This window comes from Streptomyces sp. NBC_00237 (assembly GCF_026342435.1).
Taxonomy (GTDB): domain Bacteria; phylum Actinomycetota; class Actinomycetes; order Streptomycetales; family Streptomycetaceae; genus Streptomyces.
The window spans coordinates 700,629-718,667 of sequence record NZ_JAPEMT010000003.1; the positions used below are offsets into that span (position 1 = coordinate 700,629).

An 18,039-nucleotide genomic window follows, 5' to 3' on the forward strand; every position below is an offset into this window, starting at 1 on the left:
GGCCATGACCACCAACGGCTCCACGCCCACCGACACGCCCATCCGTACGTCCATCGGTACGCCCACCGACATGCCCACCGACATGCCCACAGGCACGACCACCGATCCGAACGAGAGGACCGCAGTGACCGAGCTCGACAGCCGCATCGCCGTGATCGGCCTGGCGGTACGGCTCCCCGGCGCGGAGGACACCGCGGACTTCCACGACCTCCTGCGGCGCGACGGGGTCGAGGTCGGCGACGTTCCGCCGAGCCGCTGGGCCCGCGATCTGTACCTGGGCGAAGGCCCGCACCGGGGCACCCACCACCGCGGAGCGTTCCTGCTGGACCCGTTCTCCTTCGACCACGAGGCGTTCGGCATGAACGCCGAGGACGCCGTGCTCCTGGACCCTCAGCAGCGCGTCATGCTCGAAGTCGGCGCGCGGGCCCTGGAGGACTCCGGCTACCTGGGAGTGCGGCGGAGGCTCAACGCGGGCGTGTTCGTCGGCGCACGCATGAACGCGTACGGATTCGACCACGGGCGGGGCACCGGCCCCCGGGGCCCGGCGGGCCCCGCCGAAGGACGCGGCCCGGCCGACGGCCTCGGGCCCGCCGAAGGGCTCAGGCCCGCCGCCCTGTGGGGAAGGTCGCAGAACTTCGCCGCCGCCTGGCTGTCCGACCGCTTCGACCTGTCGGGCCCCAGCCTGGTCGTCGACACCGCCTGCTCGTCCTCGCTCTCGGCCGTCTGGCTCGCCTGCCAGAGCCTGGCGGCCGGTGCCTGCGAGCTGGCCGTGGTCGGCGCGGTCGACCTGCTCATCGACCCGCTCACCTTCGTCCTGCTCTCCCGCACCGGAGCCCTGTCCCCCGACGGCCTGTGCCGGACCTTCGACAGCAGGGCCAACGGTTACGTGCCCGGCGAAGGAGCCGTCGCCCTCGTACTGAAGCCGATGCGGGCCGCCTTGGCCGACGGCGACTTCATCCACGGAGCCATCACCGGCACGGCGGTCAACAACGACGGCCGCACCATGGGGGTCACCACGCCGAACCTGGAAGCCCAGGTGGAGTTGTTGAGCAAGGTGTACGACACGGTCGACCCGGCGACCGTCCAGTACGTCGAGGCGCACGGCACCGGCACGGCCATCGGCGACCCGATCGAAGCGCGGGCGCTCACCGAGGTGTTCGGCCGCCACCGCGTCCCCAGGAACTCCGTGGCGCTCGGTTCCGTCAAGCGCCGCATCGGACACCTCCACTCGGCGTCCGGACTCGCGGGACTGGCGAAGGTCGTCCTCCTGCTGCGCGAGGGGACCGTCGCGGCCCTGGCGGTCGAGCGGCCCAACCCCCGCCTCAACCTGACCGACAGCCCGTTCTACCTCCCCGAGACGCAGCACCCCTGGCCCGAGGTGCCGGTACGGCGGGCAGCGGTGAGCGGCTTCGGTTTCGGCGGTACGAACGCGCACGTCGTGGCCGAGTCGATGCCCCGGCACCCCGCCGGGACACCGCCCCGCGCCGGAGCGCCCCGGACGCTCCACGTCCTGCCCCTGTCGGCCGACAGCCCGTACGCACTGCGCGAACTGGCGGCCCAGTGGCTGGAGTTCCTGCCGACGGTCACGGACGACCTCGCCGACGTGTGCGCCACGGCACGACTGGCACGTCCGCACCGCTCCGCGCGCACCGCGGTCTGCGGCGGCGACGCCACGGAACTGGCCGCCGGTCTGCGCGCGTGGCTCCTGCGGAGCGACGACCGGAGCGACGACGACCGGGCGCCCGGCGCCGAGGGCTCCCCGCCCACCGTGCCGGTACGTCCCCAGGCCGCCGTCGGCGCGCCCCCGTGGCTCTCGGACCTCGACCGGGCCGTGCCCGCCGTGCACGAGGTCCTCAGCCGCTTCGAGGCGGCGACCGGTGCTCAACTGGCCGACTTCTCCGGCGAACTGCTCCGGATCAGCGAGGCGATCGCCCTCGTCGTGGCGCTGCACGACCTGGGCGTGCCGGAAGCCGCCGTGGACCTGCCGCCGGGATGGGAGGCGGTCAAGGACTTCGGGTGGGGACGCGTCCCGCTGGAGGACGCGCTCGCCCAGGTGCTCAGGCTCGGCGGCGACCTCCTTCCCGACATCGCATCCCTTCCCGGTTCCGGTGACGGCTCGCTTCCCGGCGGCGGCTCGCCCACCGGCTCCGGCCGCGCGGACGTCACCCGGGGCGGCGAGCTCTGCACCCGGCTGGCAGGCGCCCGGGACCAGCGGTCGGCGGCCGCGGTACTCGCCGCACTCACCGCCGAACTCTTCGCCGGGGGCCTGGACATCGACTGGCAGGCATTCCAGGGCGCGTCGGCCTGGAGCAAGCGACTGCTCCCTTCGGCGCAGCTCCGTGGCCGGGCCCTGGACCTGCGCGAGCCGCTGCGCTCGGCGGAGCAGGGCGCGCCCGCGGAGCTGGTGTCGGACGGGGGCGGTGCGGGACACGTGTTCTCCCGTGTGTTCGGGCCCGGCGAGTCCCCCGTCGCCCAGCACGCCGTGTACCGGCAGATCATGCTTCCGGGCGTGGCGTGGTTCGACTTCCTGCGCGAGGGCGCCGCGCTGCGCGGCGAGCCCTTCCACGGCGTCGAGGACGTCCTCTTCCACCGGCCGCTGATCCCCGTCGGCGCGCACCGAGTGGTGTGCCGGGTCGGCGCGGACCGGCGGTTCACGGTGACGGACGCCGCCGACGGGGGTCTCTTCGTCACCGGCCGGTACGCCGAGCAGCCCGCCGCCGCACCGGCCGCCGTGCCGATCGCCGCCCTCCTCGCCACCTGCTCCGAGCTGTACGCGGGTTCGGGCCTCTACCGGTGGCTGCGGCGCATCGGCTACCACCACGGCCGCTACTACCGGAACATCTCCTGGGTGTCGAGCCTGCCGGACGGCGGCACCCTCGCACGGATCGAGGGCGCCCGGCAGCGCGAGATGAACGCGGCCGACGTGGAGCTGTTCCCCGGTCTGCTCGACAGCGTCACCATCGCGGCCATCGACCCGGGGAACCCGGTGTTCGGGGCCGAGGAGGCATCCGCCTTCATCCCGCTCTCGGTGGGCCGGGTGCAGGTCTTCGGGCCGCTGGACGGCGCCGCGTACGTCCGTACCGAGACCGCCTTCTGGAACGACGAGGCATGCCGGGTCACGCAGACGGTCACCGACGTGCGGGGCAATCCGCTGCTCGTGTTCGGCGACATGTCGTCGAAGCGGGTCCCCGCGCAGGCGTTCAGCGGGGAGTCGGCTGGTGCGGAGGCTTCCGGCAGGCGGGCGCCCGGGGAGGACGCGGTACCGCAGACGGCGGTCACGACCCCGCTCACGACGGCCCCCTCCTCGCCCACCATCACGCCCCCGCCACCGCCCGCGACGGCCCCGGTATCCGCCCGCCCGGCAGGGGAAGCCTCCGCACCGAGCACGCCGGTACCGGACCCTCCGGTCGTGGCGAACACCCCCGTGCCCGTCTCCTCCGTCTCGACGGCCGCGCGCGTGCTCGCCTGGTTCCTGGACCTGACGGGAGTGCCCGAGGAGCACGCCGACACGGAGTTCCTCTCGGCGGGATTCGACTCGGTCGGCCTGGTGGCCCTGAGCGAGCGCGTCTCGCAGGAGTACGGCCTGTCGCTCTATCCGACGGTCTTCTTCGAGTACCCGACCCCCCGTCAGTTCGCCGCGTTCGCCCTGGAGGAGGCACCTGACCTCCTGGAGCGGCCCGGCGTCCGCGCGGCACCGGCGGACCCACCGCCCCCGTCGGCGGACGCCCCCGCGCAGGCGCCCGTTCCCGAGCCCCCTGCCGAGCCCGTGCCCGCCCGGGAACGACTCGCCGTCTCCCCACGACCACTGCCCCGACCCGCCCCCACACCTGCACCGCCCCCCACCCCCACCCCCGCCCCCGTCTCCGCCCCCGGAGAGTCACGCTCGCGGGACGTCGCGGTCGTGGGTGCCGCGATCAGGCTGCCCGGCGCGCACGGCCTGGACGACTTCGCGGAACTCCTCGCCGAGGGGCGCGACACCGTCCGCCGGGCGCCCGAAGGCCGGTGGGACCCGGCGAACGGACCGGCCCCGCACGCTTCCTTCCTGGACAGGGTGGACGAGTTCGACCCCACTCCGTTCCGGATCTCGCCGCGCGAGGCCCCGCAGATCGACCCGCAGGCCAGGATCGTGTACGAGACGGTCTGGGAAGCCCTCGACGACGGCGCCAGGTCCGGTGAGCGGGCCGCCGACAGCAACACCGGCCTGTGGATCGCGTACAGCCACGACCACTACCACGAGGAACGGGTGCGCCACGGCGCCCCCGAGGGGCGCGGCCTCGGCCTGGAGGCGATGATCGCCAACCGGCTGTCCTACCTGATGGACTGGCACGGGCCCAGCGCCCTGGTGAACACCCTGTGCTCGTCCTCGCTCGTGGCGGTGCACACCGCCCTGCAGCACCTGCGTTCCGGAGACATCGACACCGCGGTGATCGGCGCGGTGCACGCCGGCCTCAGCCCGGAGTACTTCCGTTCCATGGGCGACCTGATGGCCCTCTCGCCGCGCCACCGCTGCCGCACCTTCGACAGCACGGCCGACGGCTTCGTACCGGGGGAGGGGGCGGTCGCCGTGGTGCTGCGACGGCACGACGACGCCCTGCGGGACGGCGACCGGATCCGGGGGCTGATCAAGGGCGCCGCCGTCAACCACGGCGGCCGTACGACCCGTTACTCCGCGCCCAGCCCCCGGGCCCAGCGCGACGTCATCGCGGCGGCGCTGCGGGACGCCGGAGTCTCCCCGGACACCATCGGTCTGGTCGAGGCGCACGGCACGGGCACGGGCCTGGGCGATCCGATCGAGATCGACGGGCTCACCCGGGCCTGGCGCGGCTTCACCGACCGCGCGCAGTACTGCGCGATCGGATCGGTGAAGTCCAACGTGGGCCATCTGGAACCGGCCTCGGGGCTGGTGGGTCTCGTCAAGCTGCTGCTGGCCATGGAACACGAGCTGATTCCGCCGACGCTGCACGTGACGCGCCCGAACGAGCACATCCGCTTCGAGGACACGCCGTTCTACGTCGCCGACCGCCCCCGCCACTGGCCCCGTGGCGGGCAGCCGCGCCGTGCCGCGGTGAGCGCCTTCGGCATGGGGGGCGTGAACGCGCATGTGATCGTCGAGGAGCCCGCGCCCCGGGCCGGTGGCCCGTCGACGGCGCAGGAAAGCCACCTGCTGCGGGTCAGCGCCGCCGACGAGCCGTCCGCGCGCGCTCTGGCGGGCGCCTACGCCGCACACCTGACCGCCGGAACCTCCGCCGGATCCGAGGAGCAAACGGCCGACTTCGTGCACACCGTGAACACCGGCCGTGCCGCGCACCGTTACCGGACAGCCGTGCACGGCACGACCGCCGCCGAGCTGGCCGAGCGGCTGACCGAGGTCGCGTCCGGCGCCGTCCCTGTGACCAGGCACAGCAACAAGGCGACCAGCACGGTGTTCCTCTTCACCGGGCAGGGCTCGCAGTACGCTGGAATGGGCCGAGGTCTGTACGCCACCGAGCCGCACTTCCGCGCGGCGGTGGACGAGTGCGCCGAACTCCTCGCCCCGTACACCGACATACCTCTGCTCGACCTGCTGCACGGCGACACGGGCGGACACCTCGACCAGACGCAGTACGCGCAGATCGGCATCGTCAGCGTGCAGGTCGCGCTGGTCCGCCAGCTCGAAGCACTGGGCGTGCGCCCCAGCGCCGTCGCGGGCCACAGCCTCGGCGAGCTCACCGCGGGCTGGGCCGCCGGAGTGCTGTCCCTGCCCGACCTGCTGCGGCTGACCGCGTTGCGCGGCCGGCTCATGCAGGCACAGCCCACCGACGGCGCGATGGCGGTCGCCCACGCCGACACCGCAACCCTCACCGAGGCACTCCGCCCCTTTCCCGGCCTGGAGATCGCCGCACACAACGCCCCCCGCGTCCACACCCTCACCGGGCCCGCGCACACCGTCGCCCGCTTCCGCGAGCAGACCTCCCTCAGGACCCAGCCCCTCACCGTCAGCCACGCCTTCCACTCCGCCGCGATGGAAGGGGCCGTCGCCCCCTTCGCCGACGCCGTGGCCACCGTGGCGCTCGCCGCCCCCGCCCTGCCCTTCGCCTCCACCCTCACCGGCACCTGGCACACGCCGGCCACCGCCACCGATCCCGAGCACTGGGCCAGGGCGCTGCGTCGGCCCGTGCTCTTCGCGCAGGCCGTCGCCACCCTGGGCGACACCGGCCCGCACGCCGTCTGGGAGATCGGCCCGCACCCCCAGCTGATCGCCTCGGCCAAGGCGGCTCTCGGCGCCGAACCCGCCTGGATCGCGACGCTGCGCCGTGGCCACACCGACCAGGCGCAGCTGCACGCGGCCCTCGCCGCCCACTACCGCCGCACCGGCCATGACCTGAACTGGGCGGCCCTGCACCAGGGCAAGGAGCAGCGGATCACCACCGCCCCCTCCTACCCCTTCAACCGAAGGCGGTTCTGGATCTCGGCCGGTGCCACGGACACCGGCCCACCGGACCCCGCCCTCACGGACACCGGCACCGATGCCGACCGAACCCATCCCCACGAGCCCCACGAGACGAAGAGGCCCGAGCACCATGGCTAGCGAGTACGGACTGAAGCGGCACTTCAACGGCGACGCGGCACGCCTCATCGGCGGCCGGATCCGCGCCGTCCACCCCGAGTTCGACATCGAGGGGTACGCGTCGGATGTCGAGCGGCGCATCCCCGGCAAGGAGCTCAAGGACCGCGTCCTCGTCCTGGCCGAGGGGCTGCGCACCCGGCTGCCGCAGGACTACCCCGAGGCCGTGGCGCTCCTCCTGCCGATCCTCGGGGACGAACTCGCCGAGGGCGAGGGCATGTTCAACGCCAGCTGGTTCCTCATGCCGGTGGCCAGGTTCGTCGAGGAGTACGGACTGGAGCACCCGGAGGTCTCCCTCGACGCCATCGAGGAGATCACCAAACGGCACACCGGCGAGTACGCGATCCGCCCCTACATCGAGAACCACTACGAGCCCACCATGCGGCGGGTCGCCCGATGGGCCCTCAGCCCCAGCCACAACGTGCGCAGGCTCGCCACCGAGGGGATCCGCTCCCGGCTGCCGTGGGCCCGTACCCTCACCGTCTTCGTGAAGGACCCGCAGCCCGTCCTGGAGATCCTCGAACCCCTGCGCAGCGACCCCTCGGAGTACGTGCGCAAGTCCGTCGCGAACAACCTGAACGACATCTCCAAGGACGCCCCCGAGGTCGCGCTCGCCACCGCCCTGCGGTGGATGCGGGAGAGCCCCACCCCGGAGACGACCTGGATCGTCAAGCACGCGCTCCGCACCCTCGTGAAGAAGGGGGATCAGCAGGCCCTGGCGATCCTGGGGGCCACGGGCGGCGAACACCTGCGGGTACCCCGGCTGGAGATCACTCCCGGGTCGGTGACCGTCGGGGACACGCTCGTCCTCAGCTTCGACATCGAGAACACCGACGACCGTTCCCACAGCGTCACCGTCGACTACGTGGTGCACCACGTCCGCAAGAACGGCCGCAGCATTCCCAAGGTCTTCAAACTGGCGACGCTCGACCTCGCGGCCGGCGAACGGCGCACGCTGCACAAGACCCACATGATCAAGGAGGTGCAGACCCGCCGGTACTACGCGGGCGAACACCTCGTCGACATCCAGGCCAACGGCCTGGTCAAGGCCACCGAGCGCTTCGGGCTGCGGACATGAACAGCACCCGGTTCCCCCTCGACGCCGCCGATCCGCTGGTCCGGGACCACCGGATCGGCTCCGTACCCGTCGTCCCGGCCGCGGCCCAGATCGACGCGGTCCTGTCCGCCTGCGAGGCCCGGCGCCCGGACGGGCAGTGGACGTTGAAGGACGTCGCCTTCCGGGTACCGCTGCGCGTGGAGGCGGCGGACGCGGAGCTCCAGGTGCACACCACCGACGACGGACAGTGCGCGGTCCGCTCCCCGGAGCCCGGCGGCGACGGCACACCGCGCGAGCACTGCACCGCGCGCGTCGTACGGATCGCGCTGCCGCCGCCGCGCTACCTGGACGTCGCCGACCTCCAGGCCGGCTGCACGCGGGACGTGCCCCGCACGGCCGTGACCGCGTGGCAGCGGGGGAGCGGCATCACCTACGGGCCGTCCTACCGTGCGATCCGGTCCGCCCGCACGGGGCCGGGGCGCATGCTCGCCGTGCTGCGGGCGGCCGACGACCTGCACGGGAACTCCTTCGTCCCGCCGCCGCTGCTCGACGCCGTCTTCCAGGCGCTCGGCATGCTCGACGACGGGGCGGCCGGGGCGTGCCTGCCCTGGTACGTCGGCCGGATCGTCGCCCGCAGGAGGATCTCGGGCACGGTGCTGGCACTGGTCGAGCGGGAGGAGCCGACCGGGACCCGCACCGGCGTCGTACGGGGCCGGGCGACAGTCTGCAACCAGCAGGGGGAGGTCCTGCTCGAACTGGAGCGCATCACCCTCAAGTCGGCCGCACCGGCCGGGGCCACCCCCACGTCCGCGCCACCCGGTGCCGCCGTCGGGTCCGTCGAGAGCGTGGTCTGGCGGAAGACCGATCCGGTCCGCCCGTCCCCGGCTCCCGGCGGGGCGTTGCTGCTGGTCTCGGGGGACGACGTCCACCTGCCGGGGGAGCGGCCCGTGGTGCGTACGACTCCCGCGGAGCTGACCCCCGAGCGCCTCGACGTACTCCTGGGAGACACCACCGTCCAGGGCGTGCTGTACGACGCGCCGAGGGGCCTGACGGGCGAGGAGCAGGTGACCCGGGCGCTCCAGGGTGTCTTCGCCCTGGTCCGCGTGCTGGCGGCGCGCCCCCCGATGCCGGACCTGACGATCGTCACCACCACGGCCCATCAGGTGACCGGGCAGGAGACCGTCGATCCCTTCATGACCGCCCTGTGGGGGCTCGGCCGCACGCTGCAGGTCGAACACCCGCGCACCAGGGTGCGCCTGGTCGACCTCGCCCCCGACCCGGGCGACACCCCTGGAACCGGCCCCGCCGCCTCCCTGAGTGACGTACTGGAGCGCGCGGAGCCGGAACTCGCCCGGCGCGGCGGCAGTTGGTACGCCCCCGTGGTCGAGCCCGCCATCGCGCCCGAGGCCCTGGGGCCGGTGCGGCTGCGGGGCGGACGCTTCCTCGTCACCGGCGGCATGGGCGGCATCGGCCTGCTGGTCGCCGAGTTCCTGGCCGGGCAGGGCTGCGCCCACCTCACCCTGGTGGGCAGGACCGTACCGGACCGGGGAGAGGCCCGGCGGCGGCTGAACCGGCTCGCCGCGCTCTGCGAGGTGGACACCGTGGCCACCGACGTACGTCGGCTGCCCGAGGCACTCGCCGGAGCCGAGCGCTACGACGGGGTCCTCCACGGCGCCGGAGTGCTCCGCGACGGCCTGGCCCGCACCCTGACGCCGGACCGGGTGGGCGAGGTCCTCGCCCCGAAGATCGGCGGGGTGCACGCGCTCGCCGACCTGCTGGCCACGAGGGAACCGCCGGGCTTCGTCGCCCTGTTCTCGTCCGTCGCCGCCGTGCGCGCCAACCTCGGGCAGAGCTCCTACGCGGCGGCCAACGCCTACCTCGACGGTTACGCCGCCCGCAAACGGGCCGACGGCGAGCCCTGGTTCAGCCTCGGCTGGGGCCTGTGGACCGTCGGCATGGGCGAGGGAATCGCTCCCAGGGCCGCCGCCCACGGCATACCGGCCCTGACGGCCGACGAAGGCGTCGGCCTGCTGCACACGGCCCTCGGCCGTCCCCCCGCGCACTACGTCCTGACTGCCGCCGCGAATGCGAAGGATGCACGAATGACCACTGTGACACCGGAAAGCGGGCTGTGGCCGTCGCTGTCGACCGCCCTGAAGAAGATCCTCCACGTCGACGACGTGTCGCCCGAGGACAATCTCCTGGAGATCGGCCTCGATTCGATGATGGCGGTCGAACTCGCCGCCTCCCTCTCGGCCGACGGGACCGAGGTCGACCCCGCGGTGTTCTTCGAGCACAGCGAGGTCGGCGCACTCCTCGCCCATCTGGAACCGCAGACGGCACCGGTGGCTGCGCCCCCGACTCCGACGCCCACCCCGGTCCGGGCTCCGGCTCCGGCTCCCGTTCCCACTCCGGCCCCCGCTCCGCCCCCGGCCCCGCACGAGTCCGCCAGGGCATCCGTACCGCAGACACCCCCGGCCGGTGACTCCTTCGTCGCCGACTGGGACCGCTTCCGGACACCGGATCCCGTCTTCCCGCCGCCCCCCGTCGCCCCGCCCGCCGCCGACCGGCCGCCGCACGGGGCCCTGTCCGCCCCGGGCCGGACGCCGCGGCGCACCCTGCCGGGCAGGCTGTCCTCCTCGGCGCAGGGCACCTTCCTCGAACGGCGCATCGACACGCTGTCGGCCGAGGACCGCCTCGTCGTCGCCCAGGACGCGTACTTCTACGAGCCGGTCGTCCAGGAGGCCGCGGGCGCCCACATCAAGTTCGACGGCCGCTGGTACCTCAACTTCGCCTCGTACAGCTACCTCGGCCTCATCGGACACGACTACATCGACGCGCAGACCCTCAGCGCCGTGGAGCAGCACGGCACGGGTGCCCACGGCGTGCGTCTGCTGGCGGGCACCCTGCATCTGCACCGCGAACTGGAACTGACCCTCGCCCGCTTCCTCGGGACCGAGGACGCGATCGTCTTCTCCAGCGGGTACATGGCCAACGTGGCGACGGTGGGCGCACTGGTCGGCCCCGGCGACGTCGTCATCGGTGACGTGTACAACCACGCGAGCATCCTCGACGGCTACCGGCTGTCCGGCGCCCGGGTCATCACGTACGCCCACAATGATCTCGCCGACCTGGAGCGGGCCCTGCGCAAGGTCGGCGACGCGGGGCGGCTGGTGGTGACGGACGCGGTCTTCAGCATGGACGGCGACGTGGCCCCGCTGCCGGGCATCGTGGAGCTGTGCGAACGGTACGACGCCCCGCTGATGGTCGACGAGGCGCACAGCCTCGGCGTGCTCGGCAGCACGGGACGCGGCATCACCGAGCACTTCGGCATCGACCCCGAGCGCGTCGACGTCAAGATGGGCACGCTGTCCAAGACCGTTCCCAGCGCGGGCGGTTACGTCGCGGGCTCGCGCGATCTGGTCTTCGCCCTGAAGAACAACGCCCGGGGCTGGATGTTCTCCGCGGCGGTGACACCGGCCCAGGTGGCGGCGGCGAAGGCCGCGATCGAGGTGATGGAGGCATCCCCGGAGCGCCCCCGCGAACTGCGTGCCAGGACGTCCAGGTACCTCGGACGGCTGCGTGCCCTGGGCTTCGACACGCTCGCCAGTGAGACACCGGTGGTGCCCGTCGTCTGCCACAGCTCGCAGCAGGCCCACGAGATGGCGCGGCTGTGCCAGCTGGACGGGCTGTTCGTGCAGCCGATCGTCTATCCGGCGGTGCCGCGCACCCTGCCCAGGCTGCGGACCATCGTCAGCCTGAGCCACTCGGACGCCGACCTGGACACGGCCGTCGCGACGCTGGAGAAGGCCGGCCGCGCCTGCGGCCTGATCGCCTGACCCCTCAGCCCCCTCACCCGTCCCTCACCCGTCCGTCACCCGGGCACCAGCACACGTCGACCGACCGACCGCACGGCAGACCGAGGAGCACCGACATGACCTACACCGACATGACCCGCACGGACATGACTCGTACCGACGTGTCCGGCCCGGACATGACAGGCCCGGAGATGACAGGTCCGGACGCGACAGGCCAGGACTCGACGGGTTACGCCCCGGCCGCGCCGGACAGCGCCCTCTTCTTCGGAGCGGTGCTCAAGACCATCGCCTCCACCCGCAACCACGCCACCGACCAGCAGGCGTACGCCGACGGCGTGCTGGAGCCCGCCGGGCGGATACGCGCGGCCGAGCAGGAAGCGGCGGGCAGGCCGCTCACCGCGCACGAGACGGGGGAGGTGCTGGGGCTGCTGGAGACCACCTTCCGCACCAAGCGCACCCCCGACGAGGAGCGCGCGTACTACCTCCAGTACATCGAGCGGGTCTCCGGAGTCAGCCTCGCCTCGTTGGGTGTGTCCGCCCCGTGAGCACATCCCGCCCGGCGTGGTACAGCCACGAACTCTGCTTCTGGCACGACCCCGGCTCCGGATCGGGGTACGTGCCGGTGGGCCCCGGCGTCGAGCCGCTCCGGCAGTTCGCGGTCGACCCGGACCTGCGCCGAGCGGAGGGTCTGGTCAAGGTGTCGGGCGTGCAGGACCGGTTCACGGTCGTCACGCCCACACCCGCCACCGACGAGGACCTGCTGCTGGTGCACACGCCCGGGCACATCGAGCGGGTCGAGGCCACGTCGGCGATCGGCTCGGGCGACGCGGGCGTGTACGCGTACGTCAACTACCACAGCGCACAGGCCGCCAGGCTCGCCGCAGGGGCCTGCGTGCAGGCCACCGAGAGCGTCCTGGACGGGCGCTTCGACCGGGCCTACTGCCTCGTACGGCCGCCCGGTCACCATGCCGAGCCCGACCGGGCGATGGCGCTTTGCCTCTACAACAACGTGGCCGTCGCCGCCCGGGCGGCACAGCGCCGCGGAGTGCGCCGGGTCATGATCCTCGACTGGGACGTGCACCACGGCAACGGCATCCAACGGGCCTTCTACGAGGACCCCGACGTCCTGTACGTCTCCCTCCACCAGGACGGGCTGTTCCCCGCCGCCTCCGGACTCGTCACGGAGACCGGCACCGGCGCGGGCGCGGGCAGCACCCTCAACGTGCCGCTGCCCGCGGGCACGGGACACGACGCCTACCTCGCCGCCGTCGACCGCCTCGTGGTGCCCGCAGCACGCGCCTTCCGCCCGGATCTGATCCTGGTCGCCGCGGGCGTCGACGCGAGCGGGCACGATCCGATGGGCCGGATGATGTGCACCAGCCGCACCTTCCACGCCATGACCGCCACGCTGTGCCGGCTCGCCGACGAACTGACCCGGGGCCGGATCGTGTTCGCCCACGAAGGCGGCTACTCGGCCTGGTACCAGCCGATGCTGGTACTGGGCACGGCCACCGCGATCGCCGGCCTGCCCGCGCCGCAGGACCCCTTCCTGCACTCGCTCGACCACCTGCCCGGCCAGCGCCTTCAGCGGCACCAGGACCGGGTGATCACGCACCTGGAGACCCATCACCCCCTGCTGGCCCGTACGGCTGCCGTCGCGTCCGCCCGGGGAGGCGGGCGATGAGCGACTGGTGGATGACGGTGGGGGCGGGTGCGCGCAGGCCCCCGGGGGCCGGTGCGGAGCAGGGCGTCAGGCCCCGCTTCCGGATCGTGGCGCTCCCGCACGCGGGCGGCTGGCCCTCCGCGTTCCGCTCCTGGTGGCACGTCCTCCCGGCGGACGTCGAGCTGCTCGTCGCCCAGCTGCCGGGACGGGGCGCGCGCATCAACGAACCGCCCCTCACCCGGGTCGCGCCCCAGGTGGAGGCGCTCGGCCGGGCCCTCGCCGAGCGGGATCCGCTGCCGTACGCGGTCATCGGGCACAGCTTCGGCAGCGTCCTGGGCTACGAACTCACCAGGGCGATGGAACGCAGGGGCCTCGCGCCCCGGCTGCTGGCCGTCTCCGCACGCCAGCCGCCCTGCTTTCCCAGCGAACCGCCGTTCGCCCACCTCCGGAGCGACGCGGAGCTGCTGGAACACCTGGTGGACATCGGCGGGATGGCCCCGGGGCTGATGGACCGGCCCGACCTCGTCCAGCTGTCGTTGCATGCCGTCCGCGCGGACCTCGAAGCGATGGAACGGTACGAGCGTCCGGCGACCGGCACGAGCACCCCCGTCCTGGCACTCGGCGCTGTCGACGACCCCGTGGTCATCGCCGAGCGGCTGCACCTGTGGTCGCTCGAAACGTCGGGCGGCTTCAGCCGGCTGATGTTCACCGGCGGCCACTTCTACCTGTACGCGCCCGCCCCCGCCCGGACCGTCGCGGGCCGGCTGCTGCCGGACCGCGAGGGACCGCGGGCCGGGAACGGCGCCGTGCACCCCCTCCGCCGCCCGATCCCCGTTTCGGGTGGCCACGCGAAGCATCTTGGAAAGGAACCAGCGTGAGCACCACCACCGATTCCCCCCACCAGGCCGGACCACGCGAATGGCTGGGCCTCGCCGTGCTGGCGCTGCCCACACTGCTGCTGTCCATCGACGTGAGCGTGCTGCACCTGGCCGTGCCCCACGTCAGTACGGCCCTTGACCCGTCCGCCTCCCAGATGTTGTGGATCATCGACATCTACGGGTTCCTGATCGCGGGCTTCCTGGTGACGATGGGCACGCTCGGCGACCGCATCGGCCGCAGGAAGCTGCTGCTGATCGGCGCCGCGGCCTTCGGCGTCGCCTCGGTCGCCGCCACGTACGCCAACGGCCCGGCCACCCTCATCGCGGCGAGGGCCGCCATGGGCATCGCCGGCGCCACTCTGATGCCCTCGACCCTCGCCCTGATCAGCAACATGTTCCGGGACGCGAAGCAGCGCGGGGTGGCGATCGCGGTCTGGATCACCATGTTCTCCGTGGGCATCGCGCTGGGCCCGGTGGTCGGCGGCGCGATGCTCGAATACTTCTGGTGGGGTTCGGTCTTCCTGCTGGGCGTACCGGTCATGGTGCTGCTGCTGGTGGCGGGGCCGGTGCTGCTGCCGGAGTACCGCGACGAGGAGTCCGGCCGGCTGGACCTGGCCAGCGTGGGCCTGTCGCTGGCCGCGATCCTGCCGGTGGTCTACGGCCTGAAGGAGATCGCCAAGGACGGCGTCTCGGCGGTGTCCGCCGCGGCGATCGTGGTGGGTCTCGTCTGCTCCGTGGTGTTCGTCCGCAGGCAGCGCACGCTGGACAGCCCGCTGCTCGACTTCACCCTCTTCAGCAACCCCGCGTTCCGCACCACGCTGGTGACGATGCTGCTCAGCATGCTGGTGGCGGGCGGCACCTACCTGTTCGTGACGCAGTACCTGCAACTGGTCGGCGGCCTCTCCCCGATGAAGGCCGGTCTGTACCTGCTGCCCGCCGCGGGCGCGCTGATCGTGACGTCCATGATGTCCCCGGTCGCCGCGGCCAAGTTCCGGCCCGCGTACGTCGTCGCCTTCGGCCTGGCCGTGTCGGCCCTCGGCCACGTCATGCTGGCCACGGCGGACAGCACCTCCGGGATCGCCCAGGTGGTGACCGGCTTCGCCTTCGTCTACGCGGGCGGCGGGCCGCTCATCGCCCTGGGCACCGACATCGTGGTCGGATCCGCACCGCCCGAGCAGGCGGGGTCCGCGTCCGCGGTCTCGGAGACCAGCACCGAGCTGGGCATGGCGCTCGGCGTGGCCGTACTCGGCAGCATCGGCACGGCCGTGTACCGCAGCGGGGTGGACGTCCCCGCAGGGGTCGCCGACGGAGCCGGTGACTCGCTCGCCGGAGTGGTGGAGGCAGCCGCGAAGCTGCCGTCCGACGTGGCGGCGGCCCTGCTGGAGTCCGCCCGGGCCGCGTTCACCGACGGCATGAACGTGATCGGCGCCATCGGGGTCGTGCTGGCGCTCGGTACCGCCGTCCTCGTGGCCGTGGTGGTCAAGGCTCCGGCAGGGGGAGCCGAGGAGGAAGCTCCCGAGTCCGCAGTGACCCCCGTCGTGGCGGAGGGCCGTCCGGTCTCCTGACCCGGCGGGTGCCGGAAGTCCACCGGGGCACCTCCCGCGGGCCGGCCCGCACACCGTGACCTCGCCTTCTCGACCTGGGCCTGTCCGCCGGACAGGCCCTAGTCGTGCGGGCGGTCCGTGTGGTGGGCGGCGTGCTCGGCGGTGGGGGCGATGGGCGTGATGATGTCGATCAGGACGCCGTCGGGGGCCGACAGGATGAAGTGCCGCTGCCCGAAGTCCTCGCTCCGCAGGTCGAGTTCCGGTGTGAGCCCGGCGCCCTCGACCAGCCGTGCGTACTCGGCGTCGACGTCGGCCACCTCGAAGTTGAGCAGGAGCCCCTGGGCGGGCCTGCGGAAGGCCGAGGGCACGCTGTCGTGCCCCGCGTCGACCAGGGCGAGTTCGTAGTGCGGCGGTTCGGGCCGCCGCAGGCTGACGTACCAGTCGCTCTCGAAGGTCGTCTCGAAGCCGAGGAGGGTCCGGTAGAACTCCGTCGCCTCCTTGAGCTGCCGGGTGCAGACCACCGGATAGAAGCTGGTCAGTGCGGAGGGCGTCATCTCATCACCGTTCTGAAGCAGACGTGCGGTCAACTCGTGCGTGGAAGCGTCGATTTGTCAACGAGCGACGCTGCCGCTCGTCACATCCTCCGGGACGGGGCGTGGAGGCGGTGTCGAGGGGTCGATTCCCAGGTTGACATACCGTCGGTATGCAGATTAGGTTCTACTCGCATACCGTTGGTACGCGAGTAGAGACGGCGCCCCATGCTGACCAGCTTCTGCCCGGTGATCTGCACCTCGCGCATCGAGGAATCCCGCGCCTTCTATGCCGAGCTCTTCGGCTTCCGCACCACGTACGAAACGCCGTGGTGCGTGGGGCTGGGCCGGCCGGGACCGTCGCCGCACGAGCTCGTACTCCTCGACCACTCCCATCCGGCCCTGCCGCAGGGGCAGCGACTGCCCCTGCGCGCGGTGCGGATCACCGTCGAAGTGGACGGCGGGGAGCGGGAGTCGCAGCGCACCGTGACGGATCCCAACGGAGTCAGGGTCGACGTCGTGGCGTCACGACGGCTCGCGGGAGACCGCGCCACCGGGTGAACCGGACGAACAAAGGGGAGGACGGGCCGTGCCCAGAAGAATCGATCCCGATACCGCTGCCGCTGTCATGCGCGCCGCCGGTTTAGAACCACTGGGTCCCTACCCGGGGGCGAACGTGGCATGGGCATGCCGCTGCGTGCGGCACGGGCACGCGGTGGCGCCCACCTTCACCTCGGTACGCAGCGGAGCGGTCTCCGGGTGCCGCAGGTGCGGCCGGGCCGCCGCCGGGGAACGGCGTCGCATCGCCGGTCAGGAGAAGGCCGAGGCGGACATGCGGATCGCGGGCTTCGAACCGCTGGAGCCCTACCCGGGCGCCCGGATGAAGTGGCACTGCCTCCACACGGCCTGCGGTCGCACCGTACGCCCGAGACTCACCAAGATCCGTTCGGGCGGGGGCGGGTGCAGGGCGTGCGCGGGGCGGGCCCCGGTGGATCCGGCGACCGCCGAGGCGGACATGCGCGCGGTCGGCATGGAGCCGCTGGAACCCTTCCCCGGCCGGGTGGGCGACCGATGGAAGTGCCGCTGCGTCACCTGCGGTCACACCGGCATGCCCACCCTCAACAACATCCGTCGCGGCCAGGGCGGATGCTACGGCTGCGCGCGGCGCGTACGGCAGAGCCGCTTCGGGAGTGCGGCGGAGCGGTTCGAGCGGGTACTGGCGGCAGTGGAGGGGCCGGACCGTACGTCCGAGGCGGCTCTGACGGACCCGGTACTCGCCGACGCCGTACTCACCGCCGGGTACGCAGCGTCGCGAGCAACTGCGTCAGCGCCCCCTGGGTGCTAGCCAGATCGCCCGGGGTCGCCGACGCGGCCAGGCGCATGGCCGCCTCGTTCATGGCCCCCGACAGCAGGTGCACGAGAGGTGCGACCGGCTGCGCGGCGATGGTCCCCTCGTCGATCAGGGTGCCGATCACCTGCGCCAGGTGACGGCCCGAAGTGTCCTTGTTCATCGCGCGCCACTGGCTCCAGCCGAGAACGGCGGGCCCGTCGACGAGCAGGATGCGCTGGAGGTCGGGGTCGGTGGAGGCGCTCAGGAACGCCTGGCAGCCCGAGGTGAGTTGGTCCCAGGCCCCGGCGTGCGCGTCGGCGGTGGCGGCGATGTGCTCGGACACCTCCTGCTGCGCCTCCTCCAGGACCGCCCGGAACAGCGCGGCCTTACTGGGGAAGTGGTGGTACAGCGCTCCCTTGGTGACCCCGCCGGCCCGGACGATCTCGGCCAGACCCACGGCTCCGTACCCCAACGTCGCGAACAGGCGTCTGCTCTCGCGCAGCAGCGTCTGCCGCGTCTGCTCCCGCTGCAGCGCTCGAACCCCTTGCGTCATCCCGCGGCCCCCGCCCTTGGCATACTGAAGGTACGCCAATACGGTACTTCGCTCCCGGGCGG

Annotated in this window: 11 protein-coding genes; 9 read left to right on the forward strand and 2 right to left on the reverse strand. The window is 72.8% G+C overall.

Annotated elements, in window-relative coordinates:
• Positions 1 to 4 precede the first annotated feature (4 nt).
• From OG897_RS29740 to OG897_RS29770, 7 genes are all read left to right on the forward strand, one after another.
• Positions 5 to 6,568 (forward strand): type I polyketide synthase, encoded by a 6,564-nt coding sequence (locus tag OG897_RS29740; RefSeq protein ID WP_266661551.1) that lies wholly within the window; start codon positions 5 to 7, stop codon positions 6,566 to 6,568.
• The gene (locus tag OG897_RS29745; RefSeq protein WP_266661552.1) at positions 6,561 to 7,682 is read left to right on the forward strand and encodes a DNA alkylation repair protein; all 1,122 of its coding nucleotides are present in this window, start codon (positions 6,561 to 6,563) and stop codon (positions 7,680 to 7,682) included. Before OG897_RS29740 ends, OG897_RS29745 begins: the two co-directional genes overlap by 8 nt.
• Positions 7,679 to 11,500, forward strand: coding sequence for an aminotransferase class I/II-fold pyridoxal phosphate-dependent enzyme (locus tag OG897_RS29750; protein WP_266661554.1), 3,822 nt, complete (start codon positions 7,679 to 7,681; stop codon positions 11,498 to 11,500). Before OG897_RS29745 ends, OG897_RS29750 begins: the two co-directional genes overlap by 4 nt.
• A 95-nt stretch (positions 11,501 to 11,595) precedes the next feature.
• Positions 11,596 to 12,024, forward strand: a complete 429-nt coding sequence (locus OG897_RS29755; protein WP_266661556.1) for a hypothetical protein — start codon at positions 11,596 to 11,598, stop codon at positions 12,022 to 12,024.
• On the forward strand, positions 12,021 to 13,163 hold the full coding sequence (locus tag OG897_RS29760) for a class II histone deacetylase (protein WP_266661558.1): 1,143 nt from the start codon (positions 12,021 to 12,023) through the stop codon (positions 13,161 to 13,163). The genes OG897_RS29755 and OG897_RS29760 overlap by 4 nt, the downstream gene beginning before the upstream one ends.
• Positions 13,160 to 14,020, forward strand: a complete 861-nt coding sequence (locus tag OG897_RS29765) for a thioesterase II family protein (RefSeq protein ID WP_266661560.1) — start codon at positions 13,160 to 13,162, stop codon at positions 14,018 to 14,020. The genes OG897_RS29760 and OG897_RS29765 overlap by 4 nt, the downstream gene beginning before the upstream one ends.
• Positions 14,017 to 15,585, forward strand: a complete 1,569-nt coding sequence (locus tag OG897_RS29770) for an MFS transporter (RefSeq protein WP_266661562.1) — start codon at positions 14,017 to 14,019, stop codon at positions 15,583 to 15,585. The genes OG897_RS29765 and OG897_RS29770 overlap by 4 nt, the downstream gene beginning before the upstream one ends.
• Positions 15,586 to 15,683: 98 nt before the next feature.
• Here OG897_RS29770 and OG897_RS29775 read toward each other — a convergent pair whose 3' ends face one another.
• Positions 15,684 to 16,118 (reverse strand): VOC family protein, encoded by a 435-nt coding sequence (locus tag OG897_RS29775; RefSeq protein ID WP_266661564.1) that lies wholly within the window; start codon positions 16,116 to 16,118, stop codon positions 15,684 to 15,686.
• Positions 16,119 to 16,322: 204 nt separating this feature from the next.
• On the opposite strand from OG897_RS29775, the gene OG897_RS29780 reads away from it, so the two are divergent.
• Together OG897_RS29780 and OG897_RS29785 are read left to right on the forward strand one after the other, a co-directional pair.
• Positions 16,323 to 16,655 (forward strand): glyoxalase, encoded by a 333-nt coding sequence (locus OG897_RS29780; protein ID WP_266661566.1) that lies wholly within the window; start codon positions 16,323 to 16,325, stop codon positions 16,653 to 16,655.
• A gap of 154 nt (positions 16,656 to 16,809) precedes the next feature.
• Entirely contained in the window at positions 16,810 to 17,439 is a 630-nt protein-coding gene (locus OG897_RS29785; RefSeq protein WP_266661568.1) for a hypothetical protein, read from the forward strand.
• Here the strand turns inward: OG897_RS29785 and OG897_RS29790 are convergent.
• On the reverse strand, positions 17,384 to 17,977 hold the full coding sequence (locus OG897_RS29790) for a TetR/AcrR family transcriptional regulator (protein WP_266661569.1): 594 nt from the start codon (positions 17,975 to 17,977) through the stop codon (positions 17,384 to 17,386). The two genes, OG897_RS29785 and OG897_RS29790, sit on opposite strands and share 56 nt — an antisense overlap.
• Between the last annotated feature and the right edge of the window lie 62 nt (positions 17,978 to 18,039).

Coding starts and splice junctions, on each gene's coding strand:
- OG897_RS29740 (WP_266661551.1), top strand. CDS start 5: ATGACCACCAACGGCTCCACGCCCACCGACACGCCCATCCGTACGTCC.
- OG897_RS29745 (WP_266661552.1), top strand. CDS start 6,561: ATGGCTAGCGAGTACGGACTGAAGCGGCACTTCAACGGCGACGCGGCA.
- OG897_RS29750 (WP_266661554.1), top strand. CDS start 7,679: ATGAACAGCACCCGGTTCCCCCTCGACGCCGCCGATCCGCTGGTCCGG.
- OG897_RS29755 (WP_266661556.1), top strand. CDS start 11,596: ATGACCTACACCGACATGACCCGCACGGACATGACTCGTACCGACGTG.
- OG897_RS29765 (WP_266661560.1), top strand. CDS start 13,160: ATGAGCGACTGGTGGATGACGGTGGGGGCGGGTGCGCGCAGGCCCCCG.
- OG897_RS29775 (WP_266661564.1), bottom strand. CDS start 16,118: ATGACGCCCTCCGCACTGACCAGCTTCTATCCGGTGGTCTGCACCCGG.
- OG897_RS29780 (WP_266661566.1), top strand. CDS start 16,323: ATGCTGACCAGCTTCTGCCCGGTGATCTGCACCTCGCGCATCGAGGAA.
- OG897_RS29790 (WP_266661569.1), bottom strand. CDS start 17,977: ATGACGCAAGGGGTTCGAGCGCTGCAGCGGGAGCAGACGCGGCAGACG.